This window comes from Pseudalkalibacillus salsuginis, from assembly GCF_021646685.1.
Classification (GTDB): Bacteria; Bacillota; Bacilli; order Bacillales; family Fictibacillaceae; genus Pseudalkalibacillus; species Pseudalkalibacillus salsuginis.
Genome location: NZ_JAKJHW010000012.1, coordinates 39,844 through 62,641 on the forward strand (window position 1 = coordinate 39,844; position 22,798 = coordinate 62,641).

Annotated in this window: 24 protein-coding genes and 2 other annotated features; all 24 genes read right to left on the minus strand. The window is 43.2% G+C overall.

Annotated elements, in window-relative coordinates; translation table 11 throughout:
* Window positions 1-180 precede the first annotated feature (180 nt).
* The 24 genes from rplL to L1611_RS19480 all read right to left on the minus strand — a co-directional run bounded on the left by rplL (window position 181) and on the right by L1611_RS19480 (window position 22,093).
* Window positions 181-543, minus strand: a complete 363-nt coding sequence (rplL, locus tag L1611_RS19365; protein WP_236315322.1) for a 50S ribosomal protein L7/L12 — start codon at window positions 541-543, stop codon at window positions 181-183.
* A 151-nt stretch (window positions 544-694) separates the two neighbouring features.
* Complete coding sequence (rplJ, locus tag L1611_RS19370; RefSeq protein ID WP_236315323.1) at window positions 695-1,192, minus strand: 50S ribosomal protein L10; 498 nt, start codon at window positions 1,190-1,192, stop codon at window positions 695-697.
* A 40-nt stretch (window positions 1,193-1,232) separates the two neighbouring features.
* Window positions 1,233-1,375, minus strand: a sequence feature (ribosomal protein L10 leader region).
* A 41-nt stretch (window positions 1,376-1,416) separates the two neighbouring features.
* Window positions 1,417-2,160, minus strand: coding sequence for a 50S ribosomal protein L1 (gene rplA, locus L1611_RS19375; RefSeq protein ID WP_322972586.1), 744 nt, complete (start codon window positions 2,158-2,160; stop codon window positions 1,417-1,419).
* 64 nt (window positions 2,161-2,224) lie between these two features.
* On the minus strand, window positions 2,225-2,650 hold the full coding sequence (gene rplK / locus L1611_RS19380; protein WP_225067046.1) for a 50S ribosomal protein L11: 426 nt from the start codon (window positions 2,648-2,650) through the stop codon (window positions 2,225-2,227).
* Window positions 2,651-3,161: 511 nt separating this feature from the next.
* The gene (gene nusG, locus L1611_RS19385) at window positions 3,162-3,698 is read right to left on the minus strand and encodes a transcription termination/antitermination protein NusG (protein ID WP_236315344.1); all 537 of its coding nucleotides are present in this window, start codon (window positions 3,696-3,698) and stop codon (window positions 3,162-3,164) included.
* A gap of 91 nt (window positions 3,699-3,789) precedes the next feature.
* Complete coding sequence (gene secE / locus L1611_RS19390) at window positions 3,790-3,984, minus strand: preprotein translocase subunit SecE (RefSeq protein WP_236315325.1); 195 nt, start codon at window positions 3,982-3,984, stop codon at window positions 3,790-3,792.
* A gap of 157 nt (window positions 3,985-4,141) precedes the next feature.
* The gene (gene rpmG, locus L1611_RS19395) at window positions 4,142-4,291 is read right to left on the minus strand and encodes a 50S ribosomal protein L33 (protein ID WP_236315326.1); all 150 of its coding nucleotides are present in this window, start codon (window positions 4,289-4,291) and stop codon (window positions 4,142-4,144) included.
* 388 nt (window positions 4,292-4,679) lie between these two features.
* The gene (gene sigH / locus L1611_RS19400) at window positions 4,680-5,330 is read right to left on the minus strand and encodes an RNA polymerase sporulation sigma factor SigH (RefSeq protein ID WP_225067043.1); all 651 of its coding nucleotides are present in this window, start codon (window positions 5,328-5,330) and stop codon (window positions 4,680-4,682) included.
* Between the two features lie 71 nt (window positions 5,331-5,401).
* The gene (locus tag L1611_RS19405) at window positions 5,402-5,911 is read right to left on the minus strand and encodes an NYN domain-containing protein (protein ID WP_236315327.1); all 510 of its coding nucleotides are present in this window, start codon (window positions 5,909-5,911) and stop codon (window positions 5,402-5,404) included.
* Window positions 5,912-5,913: 2 nt separating this feature from the next.
* Window positions 5,914-6,660 (minus strand): 23S rRNA (guanosine(2251)-2'-O)-methyltransferase RlmB, encoded by a 747-nt coding sequence (gene rlmB, locus L1611_RS19410; RefSeq protein ID WP_236315328.1) that lies wholly within the window; start codon window positions 6,658-6,660, stop codon window positions 5,914-5,916.
* Window positions 6,657-7,082, minus strand: a complete 426-nt coding sequence (locus L1611_RS19415) for a Mini-ribonuclease 3 (protein WP_265738526.1) — start codon at window positions 7,080-7,082, stop codon at window positions 6,657-6,659. The genes rlmB and L1611_RS19415 overlap by 4 nt, the downstream gene beginning before the upstream one ends.
* Window positions 7,079-8,482, minus strand: a complete 1,404-nt coding sequence (cysS, locus tag L1611_RS19420) for a cysteine--tRNA ligase (protein WP_236315329.1) — start codon at window positions 8,480-8,482, stop codon at window positions 7,079-7,081. Before cysS ends, L1611_RS19415 begins: the two co-directional genes overlap by 4 nt.
* Window positions 8,479-9,126, minus strand: coding sequence for a serine O-acetyltransferase EpsC (epsC, locus tag L1611_RS19425; RefSeq protein WP_236315330.1), 648 nt, complete (start codon window positions 9,124-9,126; stop codon window positions 8,479-8,481). The genes cysS and epsC overlap by 4 nt, the downstream gene beginning before the upstream one ends.
* A gap of 620 nt (window positions 9,127-9,746) precedes the next feature.
* Window positions 9,747-9,964, minus strand: a binding site (T-box leader).
* Between the two features lie 51 nt (window positions 9,965-10,015).
* Window positions 10,016-11,482 (minus strand): glutamate--tRNA ligase, encoded by a 1,467-nt coding sequence (gene gltX / locus L1611_RS19430; RefSeq protein ID WP_236315331.1) that lies wholly within the window; start codon window positions 11,480-11,482, stop codon window positions 10,016-10,018.
* A gap of 81 nt (window positions 11,483-11,563) precedes the next feature.
* Entirely contained in the window at window positions 11,564-12,037 is a 474-nt protein-coding gene (gene ispF, locus L1611_RS19435; protein WP_236315332.1) for a 2-C-methyl-D-erythritol 2,4-cyclodiphosphate synthase, read from the minus strand.
* Window positions 12,030-12,728: a 2-C-methyl-D-erythritol 4-phosphate cytidylyltransferase gene (ispD, locus tag L1611_RS19440; protein WP_236315333.1), complete on the minus strand. Its 699-nt coding sequence runs from the start codon at window positions 12,726-12,728 to the stop codon at window positions 12,030-12,032. The genes ispF and ispD overlap by 8 nt, the downstream gene beginning before the upstream one ends.
* 25 nt (window positions 12,729-12,753) lie before the next feature.
* Window positions 12,754-13,863: a PIN/TRAM domain-containing protein gene (locus L1611_RS19445; protein WP_236315334.1), complete on the minus strand. Its 1,110-nt coding sequence runs from the start codon at window positions 13,861-13,863 to the stop codon at window positions 12,754-12,756.
* Between the two features lie 122 nt (window positions 13,864-13,985).
* Window positions 13,986-15,059: a DNA integrity scanning diadenylate cyclase DisA gene (disA, locus tag L1611_RS19450; RefSeq protein ID WP_236315335.1), complete on the minus strand. Its 1,074-nt coding sequence runs from the start codon at window positions 15,057-15,059 to the stop codon at window positions 13,986-13,988.
* 3 nt (window positions 15,060-15,062) lie between these two features.
* Complete coding sequence (gene radA / locus L1611_RS19455) at window positions 15,063-16,433, minus strand: DNA repair protein RadA (RefSeq protein ID WP_236315336.1); 1,371 nt, start codon at window positions 16,431-16,433, stop codon at window positions 15,063-15,065.
* Window positions 16,434-16,719: 286 nt separating this feature from the next.
* A complete protein-coding gene (clpC, locus tag L1611_RS19460; RefSeq protein ID WP_236315337.1) occupies window positions 16,720-19,152 on the minus strand; it encodes an ATP-dependent protease ATP-binding subunit ClpC in 2,433 nt (810 codons plus the stop codon).
* A 13-nt stretch (window positions 19,153-19,165) separates the two neighbouring features.
* A complete protein-coding gene (mcsB, locus tag L1611_RS19465; RefSeq protein ID WP_236315338.1) occupies window positions 19,166-20,239 on the minus strand; it encodes a protein-arginine kinase McsB in 1,074 nt (357 codons plus the stop codon).
* A 3-nt stretch (window positions 20,240-20,242) separates the two neighbouring features.
* Entirely contained in the window at window positions 20,243-20,770 is a 528-nt protein-coding gene (gene mcsA / locus L1611_RS19470; RefSeq protein WP_225068215.1) for a protein-arginine kinase activator protein McsA, read from the minus strand.
* A gap of 15 nt (window positions 20,771-20,785) precedes the next feature.
* Window positions 20,786-21,250: a CtsR family transcriptional regulator gene (locus L1611_RS19475; RefSeq protein ID WP_236315339.1), complete on the minus strand. Its 465-nt coding sequence runs from the start codon at window positions 21,248-21,250 to the stop codon at window positions 20,786-20,788.
* A 126-nt stretch (window positions 21,251-21,376) separates the two neighbouring features.
* On the minus strand, window positions 21,377-22,093 hold the full coding sequence (locus L1611_RS19480; protein WP_236315340.1) for an MgtC/SapB family protein: 717 nt from the start codon (window positions 22,091-22,093) through the stop codon (window positions 21,377-21,379).
* Window positions 22,094-22,798 lie beyond the last annotated feature (705 nt).

Here is a 22,798-nt window from a genome sequence, read left to right on the forward strand (position 1 = left end):
ACACTTCGATTTAAATCAATGTGTCGCCACCGCAGAAGGACTGAAGTGATCCAAGTGGTTGGGCGTTGAAGCTAGACATCAAGAAAAGCGAAACCAAAATTTTATACTTTCTTATCCTCCAAGAAAAGAAGCCCGCGATTCTCGCGAGCTTCTTTTGTAGTGAAGATTAGAATCCTCAGATTACTTCAATTCGATCGTAGCGCCAACTTCTTCAAGCTTAGCTTTCATTTCTTCAGCTTCTTCTTTTGCAATACCTTCTTTAACAGGTTTTGGAGCTCCATCTACTAATTCTTTAGCGTCTTTAAGTCCAAGACCTGTGATTTCACGAACAACCTTGATAACTTTGATCTTAGATGCTCCAGCACTTTCAAGGATTACGTCAAATTCAGTTTTCTCTTCAGCTCCACCTTCAGCAGCGCCACCAGCAACAGCTACAGGTGCTGCAGCAGTTACACCAAATTCTTCTTCGATTGCTTTAACTAGATCGTTAAGTTCTAGTACCGACATTTCTTTAATTGCATCAATGATTTGATCTTTACTCATTGTTGAATCCTCCTATTGGTTGTTTTTTAATTTAAAAAAATTTGTCGAGGGCAAGCCCTAGCGTAAGCCGAGGCTTAGTTCCCCATTATACGGAGAAAGCTCCATACTCTCTTCACGTTTAATGAACGTTACCGTCATTCCGAAACCCGAATCATGCACCTTGCTCTTCTTTTTGATCTGCAACAGCCTTCGTAGCCAACGCGAAGTTACGCATTGGTGCTTGAAGGACACTAAGAAGCATAGAAAGAAGTCCTTCTCGTGATGGAAGTTCAGCAAGTGCTTTGATGTTCTCGACAGATGTGATTTGACCTTCGATTACACCAGATTTGATCACTAGCGCTTCGTGCTCTTTTGAGAAGTTATTCAAAATCTTCGCTGGCGCAACAACCTCTTCACCGCTTAAAGCGACTGCTGTCGGCCCAACTAGTGATTCACTCAATCCACCAAGCTCAGCTTCTTCAGCAGCACGACGAGTCATCGTGTTCTTGTATACTTTGAAAGTGATACCAGCTTCACGAAGCTGCCTACGCAATTCAGTGACTTCAGCCACATCCAGCCCACGGTAATCTACAAAGATTGCCGCTTTACTGTTACGGAGCTGATCTGCAATTTCTGAAACTAACTGTTTCTTTTGTTCAAGTACGCTCATATTTTACACCTCCTGTTTTTCCATACCGCAGTTGTTCGCACAACTCACAAAAAAAGCCTTTATGTCTGTAGACATAAAGGCATAGTGTCATAAAATCATACGATGTATGAAATCCAACACACCTCGGTAGGAAATTAAGCGATTTCTCGCACCTACTGTCTACGGTATGACCTATTCAATTCCGATAGCTATTATATCCCGGGCGCCTCTAAAAAGTCAACATATTATTTTGTACCGAAGCTATTCGGGCTGACTTTGATTCCAGGTCCCATTGTTGAAGCGATCGCAATGTTCTTGATGTAAGTACCTTTAGCTGCTGCTGGCTTGACTTTGATCAATGTATCGATGATCGTAGTCAAGTTTTCAACAAGCTTACCATCTTCAAACGACACTTTACCGATTGGACAGTGAACGTTGCTTTGCTTGTCTACACGGTACTCAACCTTACCAGCTTTGATTTCTTGAACTGCTTTTTCAACTTCAAACGTTACTGTTCCCGTTTTTGGATTCGGCATCAAGCCTTTTGGTCCTAATACACGACCAAGCTTACCAACTTCACCCATCATGTCAGGTGTAGCAACGATAACGTCGAACTCGAACCAACCTTGGTTGATTTTGTTGATGTAATCAGCATCTCCAACATAATCAGCTCCAGCAGCTTCTGCTTCCTTCGCTTTATCACCTTTCGCAAAAACAAGGACACGTTGTGTTTTACCTGTTCCATTCGGAAGTACAACTGCTCCACGAACTTGTTGGTCCGCTTTCTTAGGGTCGACCCCAAGGCGTACAGCAACTTCTACAGTTTCGTCAAATTTAGCTGGAGCCGCTTTTTTCACAAGCTCGATGGCTTCGTTTGCACTATAAAGATTGGAACGATCAACAAGCTTTGAAGCTTCCTGATACTTCTTTCCTTTTTTAGCCAATTTCATTTCCTCCTTAAGTGTGGTTTTTACGGAATATCCTCCCACTTGTACGCAACTTGTGCGCCATAAGAAAGGTTGCGAATAACGCAACCTTATGTGCTATGCATGATTAGTCCTCGATTACAATACCCATGCTACGTGCAGTACCTTCCACCATACGCATGGCAGATTCTACGCTTGCAGCATTAAGGTCAGGCATTTTCGTCTCAGCGATTTCTTTTACCTTATCACGCTTAACCGTTGCTACCTTGTTACGGTTCGGTTCACCAGAACCGGACTCGATACCTGCCGCTTTTTTCAACAATACTGCAGCTGGCGGAGTTTTCGTAATGAATGTAAATGAACGGTCTTCAAAAACCGTAATTTCAACCGGGATAATCATACCAGCTTGATCAGAAGTTCTTGCGTTGAATTCTTTACAGAATCCCATGATGTTAACACCTGCTTGACCTAAAGCCGGTCCTACTGGTGGTGCTGGATTTGCTTTCCCTGCAGGAATTTGCAATTTAACAACCTTAATTACCTTTTTAGCCACGTGACACACCTCCTTAGTCCGTGATGTGGTATATGGGCTTTTTGCCCTCCCACTCAATAACAGGGTTGACGCAGGCCAACCCTCCCAATTTTTTATCGGGATTGTTTCAAACATTAAGATTCTATCATTTCCTGCTTTATATTTCAACAATTTCCCGAAAGTTTTGTTGAAAAGCAGACAAAGTCATTTTTAAAAGCTTTATTGGTTTCCGTGAAATTCACTCCCTTTCCGCGGACGAACCGCAGGACTGTCGCGAATTTCGCTTAAAAAAACTTTCTAACCACATGCTGGTAATTCCTACGTCGAAAATTCACCGTTTACTTCCTGATCTAGACGAATTAGAAACAAGAAGTTCGAGGCACGACGGTTTTGAAGACCGGAGCGTATATGTTAACACGTGAGGACCGGAAAAATCGAGTAACGATCACCGGCTAAAACCGTCACGTCCTGTGACAACGCCGGTACTAACACGTCATGTGTGTCGGAAATTCGCTGTTTATCATTCGTCTGGCTATTGGATCTTCTCGACTTGTGCAAATCCAACCTCAACAGGAGTCTCCCTGCCGAACATGTTCACATGGACCTTAAGCTTCTGCTTATCGACATCGATATCTTCCACAGAACCTACAAAATTAGCGAAAGGACCTTCTTTGATTTTCACGCTTTCCTTAACTTCGTAATCAACATCAGCTTTTGGTTTTTCAATACCCATGCTGTTAAGAATACGATCTACTTCTTCAGGCAACAGCGGTGTCGGTTTCGATCCAGATCCAGTGGAACCTACGAATCCTGTCACACCAGGTGTATTCCGTACGACATACCAGGAGTCATCTGTCATGACCATCTCTGTCAAAACATACCCGGGAAACACTTTCTTCATAGCCGTCTTCTTTTTACCGTTCTTGATCTCGGTTTCTTCTTCTTGCGGGACGAGGACACGAAAGATTTTGTCTTCCATACCCATTGATTCAACGCGCTTTTCCAGGTTCGTTTTCACCTTGTTTTCGTATCCAGAATACGTGTGTACTACATACCATCTTTTTTCCATAACTTGTGAGGACACGATCGTCCTTTCCCTCCCAAACGGATATACTTTACCATTGTAGCCATTTGTTTTTCAGATTAATCAATTCGTTTCATTAGTCTAAAAATGTCTCGATAATCCAAGTCAATCCTAAATCAACTAGATAAAAGAATATTACGATAAAAACTACTGTCGTCAAAACAGTGATTGTATATTTAGTCAATTCCTTACGATTAGGCCAAGAAACCCTTTTTAATTCCTTGACGACATTCGAGAAAAACCTACCTGTTTTTTGTGCAATACCAGCCATTAATTTGCCCCCCAGTAAAATTGGTTATGAATGTAAAACTCCTTAAACTTCCCGTTTTGCCTTATTGAGGTTGCATAAATTACAGGTTCCTAACGACTTGATGGTGGCTACTGGAATCAGGCAATACGGTTCTATTTATCTTATCGTTGAACGGGTTTCATTTGGTTTCACGGTGTACCGTGTGCGTCTGGCAATGTTTGCAGAACTTTTTCATTTCGATTCGACCTTGATCCGCAGACTTGTTTTTCTTAGTCGAATAATTTCGTTGTTTGCACTGTTCACAAGCAAGTATGACCTTCGTACGCATCGGTGATCAACCCCTGAAAATCAGAAATCCGAACAATGTTTGAGTTTAACCCACACTATGTCCATTTTATGCTATACACTTTATCACAGGGGTATAGTCCTGTCAACGCGTCTAAGGCGCACCCTACAGCCTTGCACAAGCGGTTTCCAGCCGTAACTTGCAATGCAGTCTAGTACGTCCAGAACGTCGGAATTTCGTAGTTTATCATTTAAAAAAGCAAGAAAAAAACAGGGTTCATATTTCCCGCCCTGTCAAACTTCATGAATGCGCGTTCAAAAGTCGCCGTCTCTATTTTGATCTTTTTTACAATTGAAGGAAGTATAGAAGCCTTTCTTCAGTATATGCGCAGCCAAGGCTCAGCTCCCGCGAAGTTTTCTTTATACTTTACCTATAGTCCAACTTCCCTTAACTCAAGGTAACGTTCAAGCTTTCTTTTTACCCTTTGCAGGGCATTGTCGATTGATTTTACGTGACGGTTCAGATCAACGGAAATCTCTTGATAAGACCGTCCATCAAGGTAAAGCATCAATACTTTGCGTTCCAGATCACTTAACAGCTCTCCCATTTTGAGCTCGATATCATCAAATTCTTCCTGATTGATGATCAGCTCTTCCGGGTCTGTTACCCTTGAACCACATATGACATCCAACAGTGTCCGATCAGATTCTTCATCATAGATTGGTTTATCGAGTGATACATACGAATTAAGCGGGATGTGTTTTTGTCTTGTTGCAGTCTTAATGGCGGTTATCATCTGGCGAGTGATACAGAGTTCAGCGAAAGCCTTGAAAGAAGATAGCTTGTCCTCTTTAAAATCGCGTATGGCTTTGTAAAGACCAATCATACCTTCTTGAATGATGTCTTCGCGATCAGCACCAATTAAAAAATAAGACCGTGCTTTTGCGCGGACGAAATTCTTGTACTTGTTGATTAAGTATTCAAGTGCGGGGCTGTTACCTTCGTGAACCTGCTCCACAATCGACTCATCTTCAAGCTCGTCAAATTCCGGGTGTACAATCTCTTTGAGTTCAATGCTCACGAGAATCCCTCCGACCCTGGCGACCTAGATATAGAAATATTATACAGTCACATTCGACAAGCGTCAACCAGTCAACGGTCCCCTCGGCGCCATTTTTCAAAAATTTCAGCCACTTCATCTGATAGTGTCAAGGTTGAGGACCGTCTTTGTTTTTCTATATCTTTCACTTTTCGACTGATCCTTTTTTCGATGCCGGCCACCTCGATTGCAAGCTCTCGTGCGGACTTTCGTAAAGCCCCAAGTCCGAATGTGACCCACTGTTCTAGAAAATCTGAAGTCGCTACATGTATTTTTGTGCGGATGTCCTTCAGTTCTTTTGCAAGCTTTTCAATCCGTTCATCTGCAGACTCATTTTCTTTCGTAAAAATGACTTCAATCCGATAGTTTTTGTATTTCGTTTCATTACCAGGTACATAATGTGCATCAAATACCACGATGACTCTCATACCGGTGTATGCTTGGTATTCCGCCATTTTCTCGACCAGAAGATCACGTGCTGCTGCAAGGTCATCATTTCGCAAAGCCCTGAGGTCCGGCCAATCACCGATCATGTTGTAGCCGTCAACCAGAAGAATTTCCATCGTTATGCACCTGAAGACCTTCGTTGTCTGAATACCTCATACATCAACAACCCTGCAGCAACTGATGCGTTCAAGGAGGTGACTTTCCCTTTCATGGGCAGGGATACGAGAAAATCACATTTTTCTTTTACCAGGCGGCCAATTCCCTTACCTTCACTGCCAATGACCAATCCGATCGGCATGTCGTATTGTGCAGCCGTATAGTCTTGATCACCTTTGGCATCCGTAGCCACAAACCATACCCCGCGGGCTTTCAAATCTTCAATCGTCCTCACGATGTTAGTGACCCGGACCACTGGCACGTATTCGATTGCCCCTGTCGAAGCCTTAGCAACGGCAGAAGTCAATCCGACTGCCCTTCGCTTCGGGATGATCACACCATGTGCACCTGCTGCATCGGCCGTCCGTAAAATCGATCCTAGATTATGAGGGTCTTCAATCTCATCTAACACAAGGAAGAATGGATCCTCGTCCCGCTTCTTCGCTAAATCGAAAACATCCTCGATGTCAGCATAATCGTAAGCTGCTACATATGCTAAGACACCCTGATGGTTAACGCCTTCAGCGAGGGCATCCAGTTTTTTCTTTGGAACATATTGCACTTGGATCCGTTCTTTTTTGGCCTGGCTGATGACTTGTCCGATTGAACCTTTCTGAGCGCCTTCTGCTACAAAGATCTTGTTGATATCCCGCCCAGAACGCAGTGCTTCAAGGACAGGGTTCCTTCCAGTCACGATATCGTTATTCATCTTTTTTCCCCTCCTTCTTCCACTATGAAAATAGCCCTTTCGATGAGTGAATCCAAGCGTTCCGTACTGCCAGATAAATATAAAAATCCGATCAAGGCTTCAAAGGCTGTCCCATATCGATAGGTCTGGATGTCTGTATTCTTTGGAATCGTCCCCATTTTACTATTCCTTCCTCTGCGGACAACACCTTGCTCTTCCTCCGTCAGTTCCTGCTGCCCAAGCATCCTTAATATGACCGATGCTTGAGCTTTGGCAGAAACATAACTCGTAGAGAGCTTATGGAGCTGGTGCGGTTTGACTTCCCCTTTTCCTAACAAATAGGAACGAATGTACACTTCATACACAGCATCTCCAATATAAGCAAGAGCAGAAGATTTCAATTGTTTCGGGTCGTCGATCGACAGACGATAAGGCTCCTTCATGATTTGCGCTTCCACCTTACACCTTGAGGGGTATCTTCGAGCATGATTCCTTGATCGACCAAGTTATCACGGATTTCATCCGCAAGCTGGAAGTTCCTTGCTTTACGTGCTTGATTACGTTGTTCGATCAATGCTTCAATATCTTCATCCAGAAGGTCTTTTTCTGTTTTAAGCACTAAACCTAGGACTTCACCGATTTCCTCTATGACTGAAACAAAACGTTCCAACACCTCAACGGTTGTATTCTTTTCTTGCAGGTACACATTCGCCTCTTTAGACAAATCGAATAATGTAGCGATGGCATTTGATGTATTGAAATCATCATCCATTTCTTTGATGAACCGTTGTTTATAGTCCTCGATTTTATGCAGCCACCTCTCATTATCAGTGCCTAGATCTGCACTATGTTCGATACGGTGTTCAAGGTTCTCGACCGTTGTACGGATACGTTCTAAACTTGTCTTGGCGCTTTCAAGCAGTTCTTCTGTAAAGTTGATCGGATGCCTATAATGGACATTCAGCATGAAGAAACGGAATGCTTGTGGATCGACCTTCTTGGTGAGGTCATGCAATAGAATGAAATTCCCAAGTGATTTGGACATTTTTTCATTATTGATATTAATATACCCGTTATGCATCCAATAATTTGCCATCGTTTTCTCATTCAGCGCTTCAGATTGAGCGATCTCATTTTCATGGTGTGGGAACGAAAGGTCTTGCCCCCCTGCATGGATATCAATTGTGTCACCAAGATATTTCTTAACCATGGCAGAGCACTCGATATGCCAGCCGGGTCTTCCATTACCCCACGGACTCTCCCAGTAGATTTCTCCTTCCTTTGCCGCCTTCCATAAAACGAAATCTAACGGGTCTTCTTTATGTTCGCCGACTTGAATCCTCGCACCGACACGAAGTTCATCAATTGATTGTTGGGACAGCTTCCCATAATCCTTGTATTTCTTCGTCCTGAAATAGACGTCCCCGCCGGCTTCATAGGCGTATCCTTTATCAATCAACGTTTCGATGAACAGAATGATATCGTCCATTGTTTCGGTTACACGGGGGTGTAGATCGGCTTTCCGGATATTCAACTCGGAGGTATCTTTATGGTAAGCCTCTATAAATCTCTCTGCTAAGCTTGAGACGTCTTCACCAAGTTCTTTGGCCGCCTTGATGATCTTATCATCGACATCTGTGAAGTTTGAGATGAAATGAACATCATAACCGCGATACTCTAGATAACGGCGGACCGTATCGAATACAATGGGTGGCCTTGCGTTCCCAATATGGATATAGTTATAGACAGTAGGTCCGCATACATACATGCGCACCTTACCTTCTTCGATTGGTTTGAATGGTTCCTTCTGCCGTGTCAATGTGTTATATATGTGAATGCTCATTTCAACTCACTCCTTCTCAAAAGCTCAATTTCTTCTTTCAAACGTTCAATTTCCTTCTCCATCACTTTCAACTTATCTGAAACTGGGTCAGGGAGGTCACTATGGTCAAGATCCCCTTTGACACGAACACCGTCCTGGATGACAACCTTACCTGGAATCCCAACAACTGTTGAATTTTGCGGTACATCTTGTAAAACGACAGACCCTGCTCCTACCTTAGAACATTTGCCTATCGTGATGGATCCTAAAACTTTTGCGCCTGTTGCAACCAATGTATGATCTTCAAGCGTCGGGTGACGTTTGCCTTTTTCTTTCCCTGTACCGCCTAGCGTTACACCCTGGAATAAAGTCACGTTGTCCCCGATTTCACAGGTCTCACCGATGACAACTCCCATTCCATGATCAATGAAACAGCGTCTCCCCACCTTTGCTCCAGGGTGGATTTCAATCCCAGTAAAGAAACGGCTTAATTGCGATATGGCACGGGCGATGAAGAAAAATTTCTTTTTCCAGAAAAAATGCGCAAAACGATGTGCCCAAATGGCGTGAAGGCCTGAATAGGTCAAAATGACTTCAAAATAACTTCGCGCTGCCGGATCCTGATCGAACACCACATCGATATCTTCCTTCAAGGTTTTAAACATATACGTCACTCCTCTCCACTTTGATTCAACGGCTACATTTGAACTTAACGTCTCTTTTTATTCTTAACTCTATTTTTGGGTTTTCGTGAAATTCACGCCCATTTCGCGGGCTGGAGAAAAGCGGAACAATCGCTTAGACATCCGTTCTCTGCATCCAAACTAAGGGGTCTTGCCTGGCTTGCATTTCCCGCAGGAATGTCGCAAATTACGCTCATCAACATGAAAGTTTTAACACAAGATAATCACCGGTGAAATTACCCGATAATATCTCCAATTTGAATCCGCTTCTTTGCTCCAAAAAAATTGAAGATTTTTGAGCGAAGCGACGGTCTCTTGAGTGGAAAAGGGACAGCAAGCTTGCTTGTAAGGCCTTTTCCAAACGAAAAGAGACTTGGGAGCAAATAATAATCACCACAGTCGAGATTACCCGAAAATACCTTCAATTTGAATCCGCTTCTTTGCTCCCAAAAAAATTGAAGATTTTTGAGCGAAGCGACGGTCTCTTGAGTGGAAAAGGGACAGCAAGCTTGCTTGTAAGGCCTTTTCCAAACGAAAAGAGACTTGGGAGCAAAAATGAAACCTTGCATAATTGAAACATAAAAAACGCCTCTGTGATTACTCACAGAGACGCTTTCGGCGCGGTCCCACTCTGTTTAGAAGAACGGATTCTCTTCTCTCTCAGCTTCCTCTAACGGTGGAAGACCGCTCCTATCTACTTGAATTCAATAAAAGTCTCAGAGGTGCATTTCAGGATGCCTTCCTTAAACCACTTTCAGCCGATGATGGTTCTCTCTATAAAGAAAGGGTACTCCTTACTTCTCCTCGTCAAAGATTTAACGTCATTTGTTTTCTTTTTACTATATTATATTTTGAACAAAATGTGTATCGTTTAGCTCCCAAGTTGTTTGATAGCATCCTCAAGCCTTGCGATGACTACATCTTTACCAAGCAACGATAACGAATCCGGAAGCTCAGGGCCATGTGATTGGCCTGTCGCCGCTACACGGATCGGCATGAATAATTTCTTACCCTTGTGTCCCGTCGCTTTTTGGGTCGCCTTGATTGCTGCCTTGATTTCTGCAGGCTCGAAGGTCTCCATCGGTCTGATTTGTTCAATCAATCCGTTCAAAACTTCAGGGACTTGCTCTTCACGTAAAATCTCAGCTGCAGAATCATTATAGTCAACGGATTCATTGAAGAATAATTCGGTCAACGGAACGATTTCCGCTCCAAAGGTAAGCTGCTCTTGGTAAAGCGCTACAAGTTTACAAACCCAAGCTTCCTGTTGGTCATCCCGGTCTTCAGGAACACGACCCGCACGCTCCAAGTGAGGCACAGTCAATTCGAGGACTCGATCAAAATCCGCTTGCTTGATGTATTGATTGTTCATCCACTCCAATTTTTTCGTATCAAAGACCGCTGCCGCTTTCGATAAGCGGTCTGCATCGAAGATTTCGATGAACTGCTCTTTCGTGAATAACTCCTCTTCTCCTTTTGGAGACCATCCGAGCAAGGCAATGAAGTTGAACAATGCTTCTGGTAAATAGCCAAGATCTTCATACTGCTCGATGAATTGGATCGTTGATTCATCACGCTTACTGAGTTTTTTACGGTTTTCATTGACGATCAAAGTCATGTGGCCGAATTTTGGTTCCTCCCATCCGAATGCTTCATAAATCATCTGCTGCTTCGGAGTATTTGAGATGTGATCATCCCCACGTAACACATGGGAAATCTTCATATGGTGATCATCGATCGCTACAGCGAAGTTATAGGTCGGGATTCCGTCTTTCTTAACGATGACCCAATCACCGATACCGTCAGATTCAAAGCTTACACGGTCTTTGACTATATCGATGAATGAATATTCCTTCCCACTCGGCACAGCGAAACGGATACTTGGCTTTCTTCCTTCCGCAGCAAGCTTTTCTTGCTCCTCTTCAGTCAAATGGCGGCACTTTCCGGAATAGCGGGGCATTTCCCCGCGTGCCTGTTGCGCTTCTCTCTCTTGCTCGAGTTCCTCTTCGGTACAATAGCATTTATAAGCAAGCCCTCGATCAAGCAGGTCATTGTAATGTTCACGGTAAATTTCAATACGTTCCATCTGGCGATAAGGACCATAATCGCCGCCAACATCGACACTCTCATCCCAATCAATGCCGAGCCATTTCAAATAATTCAGCTGGCTGTACTCGCCGCCTTCAACGTTTCTCTTTTGATCAGTATCTTCAATACGGATGACGAATGTACCGTTCTGGCTACGGGCAAACAAGTAGTTGAACAGGGCTGCCCGTGCATTACCGATATGTAAATGTCCTGTTGGACTTGGTGCATAACGAACTCTAACGTTAGCCATAATGATCTCACCTTCCACCTTTACTTTGTTGCTATTTTATCATAGTTCTCAAGTGTCTTCCTGTCCCACTGACAGATGGTACTATTTTTCAATCAGAACGACTGCCTGGGCAGAGATTCCCTCTCCTCTGCCAGTAAAGCCTAGTTTTTCCGTGGTCGTCGCTTTTATGTTCACCTGGTCAAGCTCAGATTCCAACAACTCAGCGATGATGCTTCTCATCTCTTCAATGTGTGGTGCCATCTTCGGGCGCTCGGCAATGATTGTCGCATCGACATTTCCTAGAGAAAAGCCCTTATCTTTTGCAAGGTCATACGCCCGCTTTAATAAAATCTTCGAATCGATATCTTTAAAATCAGCACTTGTATCAGGGAAGTGTTTACCAAGGTCTCCTTCTCCTATCGCACCGAGAATTGCATCGGTTATCACATGCAAAAGAACATCTGCGTCTGAATGGCCCAGAAGACCTTTTTTATACGGGATGGTGACACCGCCGATAATAAGCGGCCTTCCTTCGACTAATTGATGCACATCAAAGCCTTGTCCTATCCTAAACATTATTTCGCTGTTCCTCCCTCTCCCGAATGATCGCATTTGCAAATAATAAATCTTCCTTGGTCGTCAACTTGATATTCAAATAATCCCCTTCCACAATTGATACGGACGAGCCGAAATGCTCTACGAGACTAGCATCATCTGTCCCAAGATGACCTTTATTTCCAGCAGCTTCATGTGCATCCCGGATAAGAGACAGATGAAAAGCTTGTGGGGTTTGGATAGCCCACAAGCTACTGCGATCCACAGTTTCGATGACCGTACCCCGCTCGATACGTTTCACTGTGTCTTTAATTGGCACTGCTAGAACAGCTGCACCGCTATCAATTGTCCTGGTCACGAGGTTATGGATGGAATCGATTGATACGAAAGGCCTAGCGCCATCATGGATCAAGACAAGCGATTCTGCATCGATTGCTTTCAAACCTTCATAAACACTATGCTGTCTCTCTAGACCACCGGCTACAATACGTTGGACTTTATCCAAATTGTATTCAGAGACGATCTGTTCGAGTTCATTCAACTCACGTTTATTACCGACAAGGATAATACCACTGCACCAATCATCCTCCTGAAAAATTCGCAAGGTATGAACGATAAGTGGTATTCCTTGTAGGGTGATCAATTGTTTGTTTTTACCTGCATCCATCCGTTTGCCTTGGCCGGCAGCAGGAATGACTACAATATAATCCACACTTCTCATCTACTTTCCGAAAGGATTACAAAGCCTTTTCCAACAGCTTAGGCTTTGCAAAAATCATTCGACCGGCAGATGTTTGTAGGACACTCGTCACCAGGACATCAATCGTTTTTCCGATATAATTGCGGCCATCTTCTACGACGATCATTGTACCGTCATCAAGGTACCCGACACCTTGATTTTGTTCTTTTCCGTCCTTGATCACTTGTACGTTCAGTTCTTCTCCAGGAAGAACGACAGGTTTGACAGCATTCGCCAAATCATTGATATTCAATACCGGAACGCCTTGGAATTCGCACACTTTATTTAGGTTGTAATCATTTGTGACGACCATTCCAGAGACTAATTTTCCGAGTTTGACAAGCTTGCTATCGACTTCTTGAACGTCTTCAAAGTCACCTTCGTATATCTCTACTTTGACAGCGAGTTCTTTTTGGATCCGGTTAAGGATATCAAGACCCCGACGCCCTCTGTTTCGTTTCAACACATCTGAAGAATCTGCTATATGCTGTAATTCTTCAAGAACGAATTGAGGGATGACGATCGGACCTTCCAAAAATCCAGTCTGACAAACATCTGCGATTCTACCGTCAATTATGACACTCGTATCAAGGATTTTCAATATACCGGTGTTAGTGGATTTCGTTTCGATTTCAGCTTCCTTCTTTTTGTTCGCAAAACGAGCTGATGTAAACACATTGACTAACTCCTCACGTTTCTTGAACCCGAATTGGAAACCGATATACCCTAACAAAGCAGTGAAGAAGAAGCCGATCACGTTCACAACGATACTTAGTTCCATACTATTCAGCGCAAACATAGCCAAATAAGCGACAACTAGACCGAAAATCAAACCGAATGAACCGAAAAGCACGTCTACTACAGGCGCCTTCATAAGGGATTCTTCAATCCTCTGTATGAACCCGACGATATGATCTGCCAACCAGAATGTACTTAAAAAGAAAACAATTGCACCAATGACTGTTCCCATATAAGGTGAAGTGATGAACCCGGGTAAATCACCAATATTAACTAAATTATTTAATAATTGAATAAGTTCAGGGACATATAAATAACCCAGCGTTCCACCTACGATGATAAAAAACAATTGAACAATTCGTTTTAACAAAATTGTCCACCTCCTTCTTTTCATTATAGACATTTCAACAAATTTGAAACCTATTGCTACTATTTTACATAAAATTACATAGAAAATACAGTCAAATGACCTTGAAATCCGCTATATTTGTGTCAAATGTGGCGATCTAGAAACAACTGTTCCTGGATCCTTTTCAAACCATCCTTAATTTTACGAGCACGGATTTCCCCGATCCCCTCTACTTCATCCAGCTCCTTGATTGAGGCTTTCAAGGTATTTTGGAGATGTTCGAAATGATTCACGAGATTTTCAATGATAAGGGAAGGCAATCTCGGTATTTTGTGTAAAATCCGATAACCTCTTGGCTTGACAGACTCCTCATATATATTCGCAGATGGAAGGTACCCCAATAGCCGCACGATCGCATTTTCTTCCAACAATTCTTCACTGGACAGCTTTTTCAGATCGTTTAAAGTCCGATATGGATCGACTTTCCTGTTTTTTGCGTAATCTTTTACGATCAGGGCTGCTTCTGATTCAATATTGGACACGAGTTCCTCCATTTGCATGCTGATCAAGCGGCCTTCAGATCCGAGTTCGTTTACATATTTGATGATTTCATTTCGAATACGCAGTACCATTTCAATCCGATGTATCACTTGTGAGACCTCTTGAAAGGTCACTAGTTCTTCAAACTCTAGGGCACCAAGGTCTGTCAAACTCTGATCAAGGACAGATTTATACTTTTCAAGCGTCTGTAATGCCTGGTTGGCTTTTGTCAAAATGACTCCGATATCCTGCAAAGAATAACGAATGCTCCCTTGATACAACGTGATGACATTCCTTCTTTGTGAAATGGATACGACCAGATTTCCGGTTTGCTTTGCAACACGTTCTGCCGTACGGTGACGGATCCCTGTTTCCTTTGACGGAATCGATGTATCAGGTATTAGTTGAGTATTCGCAAATAAGATCCGATTTCCTTCATCATTTAAGATTATCGCACCATCCATTTTTGCCAATTCATACAAATAAGCTGGTGAGAATCGGCAATTGATCGAGAAGCCGCCATCGACAATCTTTTGGACTTTGTCATTAAAACCGACCACGATCAATCCCCCGGTTTTTGCACGTAAAACATTATCGATACCATCACGCAATGGCGTTCCTGGTGCTATATATTGAAGCATCTTACTAACGATCATTTCCTTCATGGTCACGTCCATGCGTCATCCTCCCAATGTGTGGTGTAGCGTATCTTGCACAGAGGATACACCGACAACTTCTATTCCTTCCGGTACCGTCCATCCGCCAATGTTCCTCTCAGGCAGAATGACCCGTTTGAAGCCTAGTTTAGCAACTTCATGTACACGTTGTTCAACACGTGAAACGCGACGGACTTCCCCGGTCAGACCGATTTCACCGATAATGACATCAGTCGGCTTTGTCGGTTTGTCTTTGAAACTTGAGGCAATGCTTACCGCGATTGCCAAGTCCACAGCCGGTTCATCCAGCCGGACACCTCCAGCCACATTGACATACGCATCCTGGTTCTGCATCAATAAACCTACCCGCTTTTCGAGGACCGCCATCAACAAGGATACTTTGTTATGATCGATCCCATTCCCCATACGCCTAGGATTACCGAAGCTTGTCGGAGATACTAATGCCTGTATTTCAACGAGAACGGGTCTTGTTCCTTCCATAGAAGCCACGATTGCGGAACCAGCTGCCCCGTTCGATCTTTCTTCTAAAAAGACTTCAGATGGATTTTCAACTTCGTCCAACCCAGCTTCCTTCATTTCGAAAACCCCGATTTCATTCGTCGAGCCGAAACGGTTTTTTACAGCGCGTAAAATACGATACGTATGATGTCTTTCCCCTTCAAAATAAAGGACGGCATCAACCATATGCTCAAGTAAGCGAGGTCCTGCAATAGACCCCTCTTTAGTAACGTGTCCTACAATAAATGTTGCAATTCCGCTCGTTTTTGAAATTCTCATGAATTGGGAAGTACATTCCCTGACCTGTGAGACACTGCCTGGCGCAGATGTGATTTCAGCGCGGAAGACAGTTTGGATGGAATCGATGATCAAAAGGCTAGGGTTGACTTCTTCAATCGCTTTTTCAATCAGGTCCATATCTGTTTCAGCATGGACATAAAGGTTATCATGATTGATACCGAGTCTTTGGGCCCTCAATTTGGTTTGTTTGATCGATTCCTCTCCGGATATATATAAGATGGTGTGATTATGTTCAGCTAGTTTTGCAGAAGCTTGCAGCAAAAGTGTCGATTTTCCGATACCTGGATCCCCACCGACCAGTACCAGAGACCCCGGGACAATCCCCCCGCCTAACACCCGGTTCAATTCGTTGATTTGTGTATTGATCCGGGGTTCTTTCTCACTTTTTATTTTGGTGATCGGTTCTGGCTTCTGGCTTGTTCCCCCAGTTTGGAAAGATCTGCGGTGTCCTTTTTCCGGTTGGGTGATTTCTTCCACCATCGTATTCCATCTTCCGCATCCCGGGCATTTTCCCATCCATTTTGGAGAATCATACCCGCACTCTCCACACAAAAAACTCGTTTTTCGTTTTGCCATCTATATTTTCCCCATTTCCCAAACGGTTTAAAACTATCTCGATTTTGTTATTGCCATCATATCATAAACAGGTTTGGGAACTCTTCTTTTAACCATTGTATTCATAAGTTATCATCATATGGGTAATTAAGGGAATTTGTTGAAGTTAACCCTCAGGAAATTTTGTCAGAAACCACCTGTGTGATTACCCCAATTCTGAGGGACGCACCCCAAGCCTTTTCATACGAGTTTCTTACCCTTAAACTAAACAACTCCATCAGCATCAGGCTGATGGAGTTGCTTTTTATCAGGTGGAGGCTCCGACAGTGTTGACGGTGAAGTCATTATCTTCAACGTCAATTTTAACGGTTTGACCTTTAGCGATGGTTCCTCTTAACAACTCTTCAGATAGCCGGTCTTCAATTCGGCGTTGAAGGGCACGGCGCAATGGGCGGGCACCATAATCCGGATCGTATCCTTCTTCAGCAATCTTTTCAAGCGCTGCCTCTGTCAACTCGATATCGATACCCTGTTCAGCAAGTCGGTTTTGCAGCTGTTTCGACATCAAGCTGATGATGTGCTTGAGATGTTCTTTTTCAAGTGTGTGGAACACGATCGTTTCATCAATACGGTTTAAGAACTCTGGACGGAAAGCTTTTTTCATTTCGTCCATGACTTTTGTCTTCATATTTTCATAAGCCTGGTCTTCCGATTGAGCAGTGAAGCCCATATGCTTATTCCGTTTAAGGGTGTCTGCACCGACATTGGATGTCATAATGACCACAGTATTACGGAAGTCGACAGTACGTCCTTTCGAGTCAGTCAGCCGGCCGTCTTCAAGTACTTGGAGCAAGATGTTGAACACTTCCGGGTGGGCCTTTTCGATTTCATCGAGAAGGATGACGGAGTATGGGTTCCGACGGACTTTTTCTGTAAGCTGTCCGCCTTCCTCATGACCTACATAGCCTGGAGGTGAACCGACTAGTCGGCTTGTCGTATGCTTTTCCATATACTCAGACATATCGATACGGATCGTTGCATCCTCGTCACCGAATAATGCTTCTGCTAGTGCACGGGCAAGTTCAGTCTTACCTACACCAGTTGGTCCGAGGAAAATGAATGAACCGATCGGACGTTTCGGATCCTTCAATCCAGCACGGGCACGGCGGATCGCTTTGGATATCGCCTTTACCGCTTCTTCTTGACCGATGACCCGGTTATGAAGGATATCCTCCATATTAAGCAACCGTTCTGTTTCTTCTTGCTTAAGTTTGGAGACCGGTACTCCAGTCCAGTTGGAGACTACAAGAGCAATATCTTCAGGCGTGACTTCTGTATTTTCCTGACCTTGCTTCTCTTTCCAGGTGTTCTTAGTTGTCTCAAGTTCCTCACGCAGCTTTTGCTCTGAATCACGTAATGAAGCAGCTTTTTCGAATTCTTGACTCTGCACTGCAGCGTCTTTTTCTTTGCGGACGCTTTCCAACCTCTGCTCCAGTTCTTTCAAGTTCGGAGGTGCTGTATAAGAACGGAGGCGCACTTTCGAGGCTGCCTCATCGATCAAGTCAATCGCTTTATCCGGTAGGAAACGATCAGAAATGTAACGGTCTGATAATTTTACAGCGGCATCTATTGCATCATCTGTAATCGTGACACGATGATGGGCCTCATAACGGTCTCGCAATCCCTTAAGAATTTGTAAGGATTCCTCGTTTGTAGGTTCATTGACACGAATCGGCTGGAACCGTCGTTCTAATGCTGCATCCTTTTCAATATATTTTCTATATTCATCTAAGGTGGTTGCACCGATACATTGTAATTCACCACGAGCAAGGGCAGGTTTTAAAATGTTCGAAGCATCAATCGCACCTTCTGCTCCCCCTGCTCCGATCAACGTATGAAGTTCATCGATGAATAGGATGATGTTTCCTGCCTGACGGATTTCATCCATCACTTTTTTCAGGCGGTCTTCAAATTCACCACGATATTTCGTTCCAGCGACGACCGTTCCCATATCGAGCGTCATGACACGTTTATCCCTTAAGGTTTCTGGTACTTCATTATTGATGATTTGTTGTGCAAGTCCTTCTGCAATCGCGGTTTTACCAACACCTGGTTCCCCAATCAATACCGGGTTGTTTTTCGTACGACGGCTCAAAACTTCGATGACACGCTCAATTTCTTTACTGCGGCCGATGACCGGGTCAAGACTGTCTTCACGGGCTACAGCTGTCAGGTCACGAGCAAGGCTATCCAGTGTCGGGGTATTGGCGTTGACAGAGGACCCACCTGACGATGAGGAGGATTCATTGCTTCCTAACAGTTGAAGAACCTGCTGGCGTGCTTTATTCAGGCTCACACCCAAGTTGTTCAGAACACGCGCTGCAACACCTTCGCCCTCACGAATCAATCCTAGCAATATATGTTCTGTACCAACATACGAGTGACCAAGTTTCCGAGCTTCATCCATAGATAATTCAATCACCTTTTTGGCTCTAGGCGTGTAATGGATCGTTTGGACAGATTCTTGCCCCTTGCCAATCAAGGTTTCAACTTCTTTTTGGATTTTTTCAGGACTTAACCCTAGAACAGAAAGTGCCTTTGCTGCGATGCCTTCACCTTCACGTACCAAACCAAGTAGAATATGTTCGGTTCCAACATTGTTATGCCCTAGACGGATCGCTTCTTCTTGTGCAAGAGCGAGTACTTTTTGAGCCCTTTCAGTAAATCGACCAAACATCATCTTGATCACCTTCCTATTCGTTGTTCTTTTCTAATTTCACTCTCTCCCGGATCAATGTTGCGCGTCGGATATCCCTCTCATCCGGAGATAATGCTTCACCTGCATATTGTTGTAAAAATCCTGGTTGAGTGAGTATCATAAGTTCATTCAATATCGTGTTAGAAATACCTTCAATTAATTTCAAATCGATGCCCAACCGTACATCCGATAAGCATTTTGTGGCTTCTTTAGATTGTATGATACGACTGTTTGACAGGATACCGAGTGACCTGTAGACCCTGTCTTCCAATTGAATCCTCGAGGATTCGAGTAAGTTTTTCCTTGCCGAACGTTCTTCTTCAATAAGCTGTATGACGACCCCTCTTAAATCTTCGATAATATCCTGCTCGGATTTTCCTAATGTCATCTGGTTTGAAACTTGAAAAACATTTCCTTGAGCTTCACTGCCTTCCCCATATATGCCTCTGACCACTAATCCTAATTGGTTGATCGCAGGGACGATACGGTGAATTTTTTGGGTTAGAACAAGTGCAGGCAAGTGCATCATGACAGATGCTCTCATTCCCGTTCCAACATTAGTCGGACAGCTTGTCAAATACCCATGCTGTTCATCGAAGGCGTAATTCAATTTTTCCTCAAACCAATCATCAATCCCGCTTGCTAACGTCAATGCTTCAATCAATTGAAAACCTGGAAAAAGACATTGGATACGAAGATGGTCTTCCTCGTTGATCATGATACTTACATGTTCTTCATCACTCATCAAAACCCCGGAGTATTTTGGATCCTCAGTAAGGTTAGGACTAACAAGGTGTTTCTCGACTAGAACCCTTTTCTCAATAGGTTTCAAATCATCTATGTCGATATATGATAAGACGCCTACATTACCATATGTTTGATTTTCATAATGTTTTCGGATTTGTCGGTTCACTTTATCCGCCTGCTGCTCGTTCGAAATAATAGGAAAGACATGATTTTCTAAATTGCGAGCTAATCGAATCCGGCTGCTTAGAACAATATCTGAATCCGGTCCTTCTCTTTTCATCCAAGGGCTTATCGCATCACTGATAAATTTTTCAAGAGACACCAATCAGCTCCCCCCTTCGAACCGTTTTTCCATCATTCGAATCTGGTCTCTTACTTTCGCTGCTTCCTCAAATTCTTCTTGAATGATTAATTGCTGTAATTTCTGTTTGAATTGATCAATCTTTTTCCTTTCTATCAGTTCGCTGCCGATGCGTTTCGGAATTTTCCCGGTATGGCTTGTATTGCCTCCATGGATACGTTTGAACATTGGTGTCAATTTTGATTCAAAGGTTTTATAACAATCGGGACAACCAAACCGGCCGATCTTCGCAAACTTCGTATAACTCAAACCGCATTGATCGCATTGTGTCACTTGCTTATCCGGTTGAGGATTGTTGGAATCGCTCAAAGGTTGATCGAAGTTAAGCAGCCCTGATAGTAGGTTGTGGATGGAAAACGAATTGGATCCTGGTATCAAATCCCCTTTTTCCTTTGCACATTGTTCACAAATATGGAATTCATTCTTTTTGCCATTGATGATCTTCGTGAAGTGCAAAGTTGCTGGTCTCTGCTGGCATTCTTGACAGTACACGCCTTACACTCCCCCTCAATCTTTATATTTCAAACTTTGTATCATTGCAATTAACAAATTAGCACGTAGTTCGTCTCGATAAGGTAATACGATATTAATTGTGGAGCGATCAATCACGCTCTTCATCAGTCTTGCTTCTTTCCTGGTGATGATCCCTTCCTCCAACAACCTGTAGATGATGTTTTCACTGGAAGCCTGACTGATTCGTGTGTTGATCATTTTGAGGATCTGATCAAGCAATATTGTCGAATTATCGGTTTCCACTTTTATAATTCGAATATATCCTCCTCCTCCTCTTTTACTTTCCACAATAAAGCCTTTTTCAACCGTAAACCTTGTATTGATTACATAATTGATTTGCGAGGGGACACATTGAAATTTTTCAGCAATTTCACTTCTTTTGATTTCAATTGCTTTTTTGTGACTTTCCTTGATGATTTCCTTCAAATGCGCTTCAATAATGTCCGATATATTTTTCATCCCATCATTGCCCCTCCTCACATCTGACTTTGACTTTCTTTGACTATAATTATAAACATTTGCACGCAACTTGCAAATGTTTTGATGTCTACATTATAGACAGACTTTTTACGGGCTAAACAATTTTTACTCTGTTGCAAACACTTTATGAACATAGTCGATGGATTGTATCTTGTCATACAATTCCGGGAGCTTTTTAGGGTTCGAAATCTGTATTTTGAACGTATACTTTATTAGCGGGACTGCCGCATCACTCGGATGATCACTTACAGATAAACTTAAGATCGGTGTTTTCAACGACTCCAGCTCGTTTACGATTTTAGATAAAGATACTTCTTTATTTTCTACAATGACCGTTACATGATGATACCGTTGCTTCCGTAAATATAAATCCTCGAATTTATTGAGGAACAACAGACTTAAAATCACGATGCACGTAGTAAAAATGGCTTCATAATACATTCCTATACCTACAACAAGACCAATTCCTGCGACTACCCAAATCGAGGCTGCAGTCGTCAGCCCCTTCACCGTTACACCGTGAACAAGGATCGTTCCAGCACCTAAAAAACCGATCCCGCTCACAACATAAGCTGCTAAACGCGATGGGTCAAAACCTTGGACCCTCTGATGCGTATTTAAAAAATCCTCAAAACCGAATATCGATAGAATCATCATCAAGCAAGCTCCGACACCGACTAATAAGTGCGTTCGAAATCCAGCCGGGTGACGTTTGAATTCACGCTCAATGCCGACCATCCCACACAGCACTGCTGCCAATACCAGTCTAATCGTGACGGTCAAGGTGTCTTCATTCCACCATTGAAATAACCAAGATTCCATTTGTATCTCCCCTATTTCTTTCCGATTGGTGTGATAATGTGTGTGTATATTACATGGTATGGTATATAGTATCCAATTATAGGCCACCAGCTATAAAAGAGGAAATAATATTCATTTTGCTTATTATCGATCCACTTTTAAAAGGCATTCCTTATCTTTAACATACACTGGATATCTTAGTAAACCCCATTTATGTACTCCCATGGCTGTCCCGTCCGATAACACACAGAAATCGAATGGATTCGCACCGAAATACGGAAATTCACGCCGATAGTTCTATAATCGCGCCAATTTCCTGATAATCACGTGGATTCTGACCATATTCACGCCAAACAGTAAAAAGGACCTACTGCTGTATCTTTCTCTGGAGTACCTCAATTTCGCTTTTTCTCGATTTAAAACGCGATCCTCTGCATCACATCAAGCCACGTTGAAAGGGAGAAGCCCGCAGCGTATGAATTATATCGGTGCGGATTCAACATTTATCGGTGCGATTTTGAAATATAACGGTGCACATCTAAAGTATAACGGTGCAATTCCGAAATTTATCGGTGATTGCCCAAAATAGGTAAGGAACCTTTGATTAATGGTGTCGGGATGAGCGCCCCTTGCGGACATCGATTGAAACACAAAAAAGAGCAGTCTCTCGACTACTCTTGTGGTGCCCGGCGACGTCCTACTCTCACAGGGGGAAACCCCCAATTA

Excerpts from the sequence above, each read along its gene's own strand:
- radA (WP_236315336.1), bottom strand. The coding sequence starts at position 16,433 with ATGGCAAAACGAAAAACGAGTTTTTTGTGTGGAGAGTGCGGGTATGAT.
- nusG (WP_236315344.1), bottom strand. The coding sequence starts at position 3,698 with ATGGAAAAAAGATGGTATGTAGTACACACGTATTCTGGATACGAAAAC.
- ispF (WP_236315332.1), bottom strand. The coding sequence starts at position 12,037 with ATGTTTAGGATAGGACAAGGCTTTGATGTGCATCAATTAGTCGAAGGA.
- L1611_RS19475 (WP_236315339.1), bottom strand. The coding sequence starts at position 21,250 with ATGAAAAATATATCGGACATTATTGAAGCGCATTTGAAGGAAATCATC.
- L1611_RS19415 (WP_265738526.1), bottom strand. The coding sequence starts at position 7,082 with ATGAAGGAGCCTTATCGTCTGTCGATCGACGACCCGAAACAATTGAAA.
- rplJ (WP_236315323.1), bottom strand. The coding sequence starts at position 1,192 with ATGAGCGTACTTGAACAAAAGAAACAGTTAGTTTCAGAAATTGCAGAT.
- L1611_RS19405 (WP_236315327.1), bottom strand. The coding sequence starts at position 5,911 with ATGGAAATTCTTCTGGTTGACGGCTACAACATGATCGGTGATTGGCCG.
- gltX (WP_236315331.1), bottom strand. The coding sequence starts at position 11,482 with ATGGCTAACGTTAGAGTTCGTTATGCACCAAGTCCAACAGGACATTTA.
- L1611_RS19480 (WP_236315340.1), bottom strand. The coding sequence starts at position 22,093 with ATGGAATCTTGGTTATTTCAATGGTGGAATGAAGACACCTTGACCGTC.
- rlmB (WP_236315328.1), bottom strand. The coding sequence starts at position 6,660 with ATGAATAACGATATCGTGACTGGAAGGAACCCTGTCCTTGAAGCACTG.
- secE (WP_236315325.1), bottom strand. The coding sequence starts at position 3,984 with ATGGCTGGTATTGCACAAAAAACAGGTAGGTTTTTCTCGAATGTCGTC.
- rpmG (WP_236315326.1), bottom strand. The coding sequence starts at position 4,291 with ATGCGTACGAAGGTCATACTTGCTTGTGAACAGTGCAAACAACGAAAT.
- disA (WP_236315335.1), bottom strand. The coding sequence starts at position 15,059 with ATGGACGTGACCATGAAGGAAATGATCGTTAGTAAGATGCTTCAATAT.
- rplL (WP_236315322.1), bottom strand. The coding sequence starts at position 543 with ATGAGTAAAGATCAAATCATTGATGCAATTAAAGAAATGTCGGTACTA.
- cysS (WP_236315329.1), bottom strand. The coding sequence starts at position 8,482 with ATGAGCATTCACATATATAACACATTGACACGGCAGAAGGAACCATTC.
- epsC (WP_236315330.1), bottom strand. The coding sequence starts at position 9,126 with ATGTTTAAAACCTTGAAGGAAGATATCGATGTGGTGTTCGATCAGGAT.
- clpC (WP_236315337.1), bottom strand. The coding sequence starts at position 19,152 with ATGATGTTTGGTCGATTTACTGAAAGGGCTCAAAAAGTACTCGCTCTT.